Genomic DNA, 9,518 nt, shown 5'->3' with positions numbered 1-9,518 from the left:
CCGCGCGACCCTCGCGGGCGCCCGCCCGGTCACGCTGCTGTGCGCGCACCTCGCGCTCACGCGCGCCGCACGGCTGCGCCAGATGCACTGGATCGCGCACTGGATCGTGCGCAACGCAGGCGACGGCCCGCTGATGCTCGCCGGCGACTTCAACGACTGGCGCAACGATTCGGTCGCGCTGTTCGGCGAGATCGGGCTGTCCGAGGTCGCGACGCTGCTCGGCGAATCGGGCCGCACGTTCCCTGCGTTCTCGCCGGCGCTCGCGCTCGACAAGATGTTCGTGCGCGGGCTGACGCCGCTCGAATGGCGCGCCCCGTCCGGCGAGGCCGCGTGGCTGTCGGACCACCTGCCGTACATCGCGCGCCTGCGCCTCGATCCGCAATAACGTTCCCCGATCCCGGCCGGATACCCGCCGGACATCAACGGGATTAAGCGCCGCCAAAGCGCGGCCGCGCGGCGCGCGCTACATTAACGCCTTGCCCATTCCGCTCCGCCCCGCCGCCGGGCCGCGCCGCCATGACCTACCTGCCGATCCTGCTGCAAATCGCCGTCGTCTATCTCGTCGCGGCGATCACCCCCGGCCCGAATTTCTTCATGATTTCGCAACTGTCGCTCGCGGGCCGGCGCAGCCTCGGCGCCGCATCGGCACTCGGCGTCGGCACCGCGTCGATCGCGTGGGCGACGCTCGCGATGCTCGGCCTCGCGGCCGTGCTGCACCAGGTCGAATGGCTGTACGAGGCGATCCGGATCGGCGGTGCCGTGTACCTCGTGTATTTCGGCTTCAAGCTGCTGCGCTCGGGCGTGCGCCGCGACACGGCGCCGGCCGACGCGCCCGACGAACGCGCGCCGCTGGCCGCGCCGCATGCACGCGACTACCTGCGCGCGTATCGCAGCGGCCTGTTCACCTGCCTGACGAACCCGAAATCGTGCGCGTTCTGGACCAGCGTGTTCGCGGCGATGCTGCCCGCGCACGTGCCGCTGTGGTTCAACGGCGCGGTGCTGGTGACGATCGGCGTGCTGTCGGCCGGCTGGTATTCGTGCGTCGCATACCTGTTCGCAAGCCCGCGCGCGCAGCGCGGCTACCGGCGCGTGCGGCGCCCGCTCGACGCACTGTGCGGCGTGGCGCTGGTCGGCCTCGGCGCGAAACTCGCGGCCGAGCGCTGAAAAATTGAAAGCAGATTGAAATAATTCGTTGCGCCAAATCCGCGCGGCCACGGGGGTCAAGCCCGCGAACTGCGTCAACAGGGTAAAATAACGAGTTCCTCAATCGTCTGTCATCGAGAAGGCGCGTGTCCGACGCGCCGGCCGGCCGATCCTCGATCGGGCCGTCGCACTCGGTTTTTTGCCCGTTTTTGGGCCCGTTACTCGCGTTCGCTACGCGCGTCCGTTTTCAAAGCCATGAGCAAATACGACACCGCCACCGTCCAATCCGTCCATCACTGGACCGACACGCTGTTCAGCTTCACCTGCACCCGTGAGGCGAGCCTGCGCTTCAACAACGGCGAATTCACGATGGTCGGCCTCGAGGTCGACGGCAAGCCGCTCGCGCGCGCCTACTCGATCGTCAGCCCGAACTACGAAGAGCATCTCGAATTCTTCAGCATCAAGGTGCAGAACGGCCCGCTGACGTCGCGCCTGCAGCACCTGAAGGTGGGCGACACGGTGCTGATCGGCAAGAAGCCGACGGGCACGCTGGTCGCCGACAACCTGCTGCCGGGCAAGACGCTGTGGATGCTGTCGACGGGCACGGGCCTCGCGCCGTTCATGTCGATCATCCGCGATCCGGACATCTACGACCGTTTCGACAAGGTGATCCTGACGCACACGTGCCGCCTGAAGGGCGAGCTCGCGTACATGGACTTCATCAAGCACGACCTGCCGGGCCACGAGTACCTTGGCGACATCATCAAGGAAAAGCTCGTCTACTACCCGACGGTCACGCGCGAAGCGTTCGACAACGAAGGCCGGATCACCGACCTGATCGCAACGGGCAAGCTGTTCACGGATCTCGACGTCCCGCCGTTCTCGCCGGAAAACGACCGCGTGATGCTGTGCGGCAGCACCGCGATGCTGAAGGACACGACCGACCTGCTGAAGCAGGCCGGCCTCGTCGAAGGCAAGAACAGCGCGCCGGGCCACTACGTGATCGAGCGCGCGTTCGTGGACTGATCGATCCCCAAATTTGCGCGTCGTCAAGAACCGGAGCGAAAGCTCCGGTTTTTTTTCATCCCTACTTGGCGAATTCGTAACAAATTGGGATCATCCCATCTCAAATAGTTACATTTGGATACGTCATCGTCCGGTGCTCGGGTGTCAGTGTTTTTCCTACAACACCTTCATTCCGATTATTCACATTTACCCTTAAATGTCCGCCTGACATGACCTTTTCGGAAATTTTGAGATATTATTCGCCGCGCGTGGTTGCCGTTCGGATGAGAGTGGAAGGGTCGGATGCAAGTGTTACAAGACGTAACTTTTGTTACCTCGGCAGGGGGCGATTCTCTGGCGGCGACCGTCATCAAAACGGCAGCCGATCCACGCAGCCAGCCGGTGTCTGAACCGCTTTCTGACAGCAGGGAGAGTCATGGATACGTCGCTTAGCGCGCCTTTGGGCGCTCACGCCCCGTTCCCGTCGCAACAGCTCGTGCCGGGCTGCGTCGCGACTCCGCCCATTGCCGACACCGCGTCGAAACGCGGTGCCTCCGCCGCGCGGATCGCAGCGCTGTCTGCCCAGTTGCTCGCCGCCGACGAAGCGGCCCGCCGCCACCTGGCAGGCGAGCTGCACGACGGACTCGGCGCCGAATTGACCGCTGCGCGTTTCGCGCTCGCAAACGTTCAAACGTGGCTGCCGGCCGATGCGCCGGATGGTTGCCTGCGCGCGCTGGAGCTTGCGCAGCAGGCGCTCGACGCCGCGACCGACGCGAATCGCCGGCTGATCGACGAGCGCGACACGCCGGCGCTCGACGCGGGCCTGGTCGGCGCGCTGTCGTCGTGGGCCGACACCCATGCGGCACGCACGGGCCTGCGCACCAGCTTCGTCTGTGCGGCCGACGCACGCCTGACGCAGATCGCCGGCGCCAGCGCGCTCGCGGTGTTCCGCGTCGCGCAGGAAGCGTTGTCGAACGTCGCGAAGCATGCACGCGCGACGTCGGTCGACGTGCGGATCGCCACCGACGGCACGCACCTGTCATTGATTGTCTCTGACGATGGGACCGGTTTCTCCCGAAGCCGTCGCACCGGCTACGGTCTCGCCGGCATGCGCGCCCGCTGCGAGGCGTTCGGCGGCAGCTTCGGGACGGCCACGCCGGAACCCGGCCACGGCACGCGCGTCACCGCGCGCTTCGCTTGGGATTCGCTGCTCGCGGTGCCCGTCGCGGCCCGCCGCGCGTTGCTTTCGTGAGGTCGTCATGAGCCTGAACATCCTGCTCGTGGACGATCACGCGATCGTCCGGCAAGGGATCCGCCAGTTGCTGATCGACCGTGGCGTCGCACGCGACGTCACCGAGGCCGAGAACGGCGGCGACGCCATGGCCGCCGTCGACAAACAGGAATTCGACGTGATCCTGCTCGACATCTCGCTGCCGGACACGAACGGCATCGAAGTGCTCAAGCGCCTCAAGCGCAAGCTGCCGCGCACGCCGGTGCTGATGTTCTCGATGTACCGCGAGGATCAGTACGCGGTGCGCGCGCTGAAGGCCGGCGCTGCCGGCTATCTGTCGAAGACGGTCAACGCCGCGCAGATGATCGGCGCGATCCAGCAGGTCGCGGCCGGCCGCAAGTACGTGAGCCCCGCGATGGCCGAGGCGCTCGCCGAATACGTGTCGTTCGAGAACGAGCCGTTGCCGCACGAGAAGCTGTCCGACCGCGAATACCAGACGCTCTGCATGCTCGCGTCGGGCAAGCGGCTCACCGACATCGCGAACACGCTGTCGCTGTCCGTGAAGACGGTGAGCGTGTACCGGTCGCGGCTGCTCGAGAAGATGCGGCTGTCGAACAACGCGGAACTCACGTTCTACGTGATGAGCAACCGGCTCGTCGACATGGCGCCCACGGCCGGCGCCTGATTTTCCCGCCCCCCGGTTCACCCGATCCCGCGACGCGGCGCATGCCGCGCCGCCGCCCGCGGCCGCCCGTCTGATGCGCAAGCGCTTGTTTTATCGGACGATTTCGTGACGCACCGCTGCGCTGCAGCGGGTCTTGGGCGCCAAATCGGCTAAAATTACGGGTTTTCACTCAGTCAGCGCTACCGCGCCTGCGCGCGCTGGCGATTCATCCGCAATGTCTCTCTTCCGCAAGAAAAACGTCGATCGCATGATCGCCGGCGCGCATGCCGCCGGGCTCAAGAAAGCGCTCGGCGCGATCGACCTCACCTTCCTCGGCATCGGCGCGATCATCGGCACCGGCATCTTCGTGCTGACCGGTACCGGCGCCGTACAAGCCGGCCCCGCACTGATGCTGTCGTTCGTGATCGCCGCGATCGCATGCGGCCTCGCGGCGCTGTCGTACGCGGAGTTCGCGTCGACGATCCCCGTCGCCGGCTCGATCTACACGTATTCGTACGCCACCCTCGGCGAGCTCGTCGCGTGGATCATCGGCTGGGACCTGATGCTCGAATACGGCCTCGCGTCGTCGGCCGTGTCGGTCGGCTGGTCAGGCTACCTGCAGTCGCTGCTGCAGGGCTTCGGGCTGACGCTGCCCACCGTGCTGACGGCCGCGCCCGGCGCGGTGCCGGGCGTCGTCACGTGGTTCAACCTGCCCGCGTTCCTCGTGATGATCGTGATTACGACGCTGCTGTCGATCGGCATCCGCGAGTCGACCCGCATCAACAACATCATGGTGTTCATCAAGGTGTCGGTCGTGCTGCTCGTGATCGCGGTCGGCGTGTTCCACGTGACGCCCGCGAACTGGCAGCCGTTCATGCCGCACGGCTGGAACGGCGTGTTCGGCGCGGCGGCCGTGATGTTCTTCGCGTTCATCGGCTTCGACGCGGTGTCGTCGGCGGCCGAGGAAGTGAAGAATCCGAAACGCGACCTGCCGATCGGCATCATCGCGTCGCTCGCGGTGTGCGCGGTGCTGTACGTGACGGTCGCCGCGGTCGCGACCGGCATCGTGCCGTCGGCCCAGTACGCGAACATCTCGCACCCGATCTCGTACGCGCTGCAGAAGGCCGGCGAGACGTGGGTCGCAGGCTTCATCGATCTCGGCGCCGTGCTCGGCATGCTGACCGTGATCCTCGTGATGAGCTACGGCCAGACGCGCGTGATCTTCGCGATGTCGCGCGACGGGCTGCTGCCCGCGACGCTGTCGCGCGTGCACCCGCGCTACGCGACGCCGTTCCTGACGACCTGGCTCGTCGGTCTGTTCTTCGGGCTGATCGCCGCGCTCGTGCCGCTCAACGTGCTCGCCGAGCTGATCAACATCGGCACGCTCGCCGCGTTCTCGATGGTGTCGATCGCGGTGCTCGTGCTGCGTCGCACGCACCCCGACCTGCCGCGTGCGTTCCGCTGCCCCGGCGTGCCCGTGGTGCCGATCCTCGCGGTCGCGTCATGCCTGTTCCTGATGCTGAACCTGCAGCCCATCACGTGGGCCGCATTCGGCATCTGGCTCGTGATCGGCCTCGTGATCTACTTCCTGTACTCGCGCCACCACTCGAAGCTCGCGCACGGTCACCACGACGCGCACTGAGCGCCGCCGTGCCGCACGCGGCACGGTGCGCACCCGCGGGGCCGGACGTCGGCCCCGCACCCTCCCCTCCCTTCGCTCACCCGGCGCGTTGCTTTTCCTGCAACGATCCGCGCGTCAATTCCCGTTTCCATTGGCCATTTTCCGAATGCCGATATATTCGATTCGGATCGGCATATTAATCGATTAAAAATGTAATTCGATTGAATTGAATATGAATAGAAGAAAATAATAACGCGACCGACATTGAACTCTTGCATTCGCCAACCTAGTATTCAGGTCGGCCGATCGCAAACGCCCGCCCCGCTTGGACCAGACGGGGAACAAGCCGCAGCAGGAGCGCGGCGGGATGCAATCGATTTCATCGAAGCGCCTTTTTATAAAACACAAATTCATAGCGCGTTCATAAAAGAATTTTCAGCATCTTTTTAATTAAAAATTATCACGACCGGATAATCCGGCCGAGGGTATTTTATTGCCTCCATCCGGAGGCATGTCGCTGCACCTGTCCGAAGTTCAACAAGAACCAGAGAGGTCTGTCATGAGCAATACATTGGTCAACGTCACGGCGAAGGTCGAAATCAGCGCGGCCAACCAGACGATCGCGGGGCTCAGGGATTATCAAAGCAAGAACTGGGCGATCGGACTGAACGGGGATACGCTGGCGCCGGACGGTTTCCTGACGTTCTTCACCGAGCGCAACCTGCCGTTCAGCTACTACGTCCGTGCGCGTGGCGTTTCGGTCGGCGAACCGAGCGCATATCAGGCGAACATCGAGACGCTGACGCAGCGCATCGCCGCGATTCGCGCGTCGGAGACGAACCAGGTCCAGGCGACGATCCGCGAGCTCGAGCTGTACAAGTCGCGGAACTGGGCGATCGGCCTGAACGGCACGACGCTGCAACCGGACAATTTCCTGCCGTTCTTCGGCACCCGCTCCGTGCCGTTCGAGTACTACGTGCGCAGCGGCGGCGTCGAGCTTGGCTCGCCGAACGCGTACGACAACAACATCCGCAACCTGACGCAGTACCTGGGCTCGCTCTGACGTAGCGACCCGCCGGGCGGATGCGTCCGCCCGGCGACCTGCCGGCGGCCCGTCCGTGGCCGCCCTGCCCGCGCTCCTCGCCGCTCCGCTTGTCCCTTCCCCGTTTTACGCCTTCCCCGTCGCCTGCACGCTTGCCGCGGCCGGTTCATAATCGCGCCATCAAACGGCGGCCCGCAGCGGCGGTGTCGCCCGGCAACAGGAAGAAGATGATGGAAAGCGTCGATCTCGATGTATTGAAATCCAGCGCGCGCTGGCTCGAAGAAGGGCGCCGCGTGCTGCTCGTGACGGTCGTGAAGACGTGGGGCTCGTCGCCCCGCCCCGAAGGCGCGATGCTCGCGGTGCGCGAGGACGGGCTCGTGGTCGGCTCCGTGTCCGGCGGGTGTATCGAGGACGACCTGATCGCCCGTGTGCACGCAAGCGGGATCGCGGCCGACGCGCGCCCGGAAGCGCTCAAGTACGGCGTGACGGCCGAGGAAGCGCATCGCTTCGGGCTGCCGTGCGGCGGCACGATCCAGCTCGTGCTCGAGCCGCTCACGCGCGACAGCGGGATTGCCGCGCTGTGCGCGGAAGTCGAGGCCGGCCGCCTCGTCACGCGCACGATGACGCTCGCGACCGGCCGCGCATCGCTGTCGCCCGCGCAGGCGGCCGACGGGCTCGCGTTCGACGGCGAGCGGCTCGTGACGATCCACGGGCCGCGCTACCGGATGCTCGTGATCGGCGCCGGCCAGTTGTCGCGCTATCTATGCCAGATCGCGGTCGGGCTCGACTACCAGGTGACGGTGTGCGATCCGCGCGAGGAATACACGGATGCGTGGGACGTGCCGGGCACACGCGTCGTGCACACGATGCCCGACGATACGGTGCTCGACATGAACCTCGATGCGCGTTCGGCCGTGATCGCGCTCACGCACGATCCTAAGCTCGACGATCTCGCGCTGATGGAGGCGCTGAAGACGCCCGCGTTCTACGTGGGCGCGCTCGGCTCGCGGCGCAACAACGCAGCGCGGCGCGAGCGGCTGCGCGAATTCGACCTGAACGAAGCGGAACTGGGCCGGCTGCATGGGCCAGCCGGCATCTACATCGGCAGCCGGACGCCGCCGGAAATCGCGATCTCGATCCTCGCCGAGATCACCGCCGCGAAGAACAACGTGTCGCTGCCGACGATCCTGCAGGTCGAGGGTGCGAAGGCCGCGCGCGAAATCGCGGCGAACAGCGGCGCGGCCTGCGGCCTCTGATCACTGTCGACGCCGGCGCACGATTGCGCCGGGTACGCGTCCGCGACGGGCGAAGCAGACGAAGCCAGCGAAACGACACACGCCGGCGCCAGGCCGGCGCGTGTCGCCGATCAGGTCAGGCCGGCGGCCAGCGCCGCGGCGACCGAACCGACCACCAGCACGACGCCGACCGTGCGGCGCTTGTTCAGCTCGGTCCACAGCAGCACGCCGGTCAGCGACAGCAGGATCAGCGAACCCGCGATCGTGTCCATCAGCAGCACCCAGCCGAGATTCATCCCGACGCCGCGATGCAGGTTGTTCAGCGTCGTCAGGAACGTGTTGCCCGTGCGCTTCACCGCGACGTAGCCGTTGCCGACCCAGTATTCGGCCTGCAGGTTCTGGTGCGGGCCGAACAGGCCCATCTGCCAGTGCTCCGGCTGCATCACGCGTTTATCGCCCCACGCCACCGGCTGCGCGGGCTCCTTGCGCATGCGGCCCGGCTTGCCGTCGAAATGCAGTTCGTGCTGCAGCCACTTCGTCATCGCGGCGGGCGTCTTCGGCGCCGGATCCGGCAGCGCGATCTGCATCTCCTCGACCTGCGGCTCGCCGGTCGAAATCTTCAGCGGCGGCGCGCGGTGGTTGAGCAGCACGCCCGTCACGCCGAACAGCAGCCCGAGCACCGCGCCCCACAGCCCGACCCAGCCATGCACCTTGCGCAGCCACTTGATGAAGGTCGCGCGGCGCGAACGCTGACGGCGCGCAGCCAGTTCGTCGTCGCTCAGCGGGCGGGCCGCCGGGTGCAGCACGGTGACGCCCGCGCGGGAAGTACCCGTCCGGGGCGGAGTGATCGTTTCGGGCGCGTTCACGCGAGAGTTTCCATTCGTTCAAAACAACGGGCGGCGCGCAAAGCGTGCGCGCCGCCCGAGCAGCATGAAAATGAGAATGGATATCATTACACAAGTTGATTGCCGGCTCAATCCGCCCGGCTACGTGACGGCAAGCCTGATAGCAAAGGGAATTCAGAAGAAGCAGGCGCGTTGCGCCGCAATACCGTCAGATAGAAGGAAAATATCGACAGAATGATCTTGCAAGGTCGAGACGGTATTTCGTAAGAAATCGCGCGATGCCGAGCTGTTCAGCGCAGTGGCGGCAGCGGAAAGCGCGGTGCGGCGTCGTCCGGCGCGGGCTCGGTACGGTCGAGCGAGTACAGCCACGCGAGCAGATCCGCGACCGCCTGGTAGAGCTGCGGCGGAATCCGGTCGTCGAGGTCGACCTGCATCAGCAGCGACACCATCTCCGGCGCCGTATGCACGTACAACCCGGCATCGTGTGCGCGCGCGACGATCATCTCGGCGAGCGCGCCGTAGCCCTTCGCGACCACGCGCGGCGCCGCATCGCCGCCCTTCGGATCGTAGACGAGCGCGGCCGCGCGCTTGCGGGACGTCATGCTCATGACAGCGCCTCGTCGTCGGTATCCAGCGCATGCGTCGCCGGGCCGCCAGCCGAGGCCGACGCCGAACCGCGCGCATACGCGGCCGCCGCCGCCTGGGCCGCAAACAGGTCGAAGCCGTCCGGGG

10 protein-coding genes are annotated in these 9,518 nt (G+C 66.1%); 8 read left to right on the top strand and 2 right to left on the bottom strand.

Features of this window, described 5'->3' with window-relative positions; genetic code table 11:
• The 8 genes from G3N93_RS26815 to G3N93_RS26780 all read left to right on the top strand — a co-directional run.
• On the top strand, window positions 1-385 hold a 385-nt coding region (locus G3N93_RS26815; RefSeq protein WP_374196516.1), incomplete at its 5' end, for an endonuclease/exonuclease/phosphatase family protein.
• A 131-nt stretch (window positions 386-516) separates the two neighbouring features.
• Window positions 517-1,164 (top strand): LysE family translocator, encoded by a 648-nt coding sequence (locus tag G3N93_RS26810; protein ID WP_174937493.1) that lies wholly within the window; start codon window positions 517-519, stop codon window positions 1,162-1,164.
• Window positions 1,165-1,398: 234 nt separating this feature from the next.
• Window positions 1,399-2,169: a ferredoxin--NADP reductase gene (locus G3N93_RS26805; protein WP_085041890.1), complete on the top strand. Its 771-nt coding sequence runs from the start codon at window positions 1,399-1,401 to the stop codon at window positions 2,167-2,169.
• Window positions 2,170-2,584: 415 nt separating this feature from the next.
• Window positions 2,585-3,400 (top strand): quorum system sensor histidine kinase RqpS, encoded by an 816-nt coding sequence (gene rqpS, locus G3N93_RS26800; protein WP_206134320.1) that lies wholly within the window; start codon window positions 2,585-2,587, stop codon window positions 3,398-3,400.
• A gap of 7 nt (window positions 3,401-3,407) precedes the next feature.
• Window positions 3,408-4,064, top strand: coding sequence for a response regulator transcription factor RqpR (rqpR, locus tag G3N93_RS26795; RefSeq protein WP_107312671.1), 657 nt, complete (start codon window positions 3,408-3,410; stop codon window positions 4,062-4,064).
• A gap of 214 nt (window positions 4,065-4,278) precedes the next feature.
• Window positions 4,279-5,685 (top strand): amino acid permease, encoded by a 1,407-nt coding sequence (locus G3N93_RS26790; RefSeq protein ID WP_174937489.1) that lies wholly within the window; start codon window positions 4,279-4,281, stop codon window positions 5,683-5,685.
• Window positions 5,686-6,223: 538 nt separating this feature from the next.
• Window positions 6,224-6,727, top strand: a complete 504-nt coding sequence (locus tag G3N93_RS26785; RefSeq protein ID WP_011353505.1) for a hypothetical protein — start codon at window positions 6,224-6,226, stop codon at window positions 6,725-6,727.
• Between the two features lie 209 nt (window positions 6,728-6,936).
• On the top strand, window positions 6,937-7,962 hold the full coding sequence (locus G3N93_RS26780; protein WP_174918226.1) for an XdhC family protein: 1,026 nt from the start codon (window positions 6,937-6,939) through the stop codon (window positions 7,960-7,962).
• A 110-nt stretch (window positions 7,963-8,072) separates the two neighbouring features.
• On the opposite strand, the gene G3N93_RS26775 is transcribed toward G3N93_RS26780, so the two are convergent.
• Together G3N93_RS26775 and G3N93_RS26770 are read right to left on the bottom strand one after the other, a co-directional pair.
• On the bottom strand, window positions 8,073-8,807 hold the full coding sequence (locus G3N93_RS26775; RefSeq protein ID WP_174937487.1) for a PepSY-associated TM helix domain-containing protein: 735 nt from the start codon (window positions 8,805-8,807) through the stop codon (window positions 8,073-8,075).
• Between the two features lie 269 nt (window positions 8,808-9,076).
• A complete protein-coding gene (locus G3N93_RS26770; protein ID WP_011353508.1) occupies window positions 9,077-9,394 on the bottom strand; it encodes an EscU/YscU/HrcU family type III secretion system export apparatus switch protein in 318 nt (105 codons plus the stop codon).
• Between the last annotated feature and the right edge of the window lie 124 nt (window positions 9,395-9,518).

Source organism: Burkholderia sp. Se-20378 (assembly GCF_017104665.1).
GTDB lineage: Bacteria > Pseudomonadota > Gammaproteobacteria > Burkholderiales > Burkholderiaceae > Burkholderia > Burkholderia lata.
The sequence above is the reverse complement of the archived record's forward strand: the minus strand, read 5'-3'. Positions and strand labels throughout refer to the sequence as shown.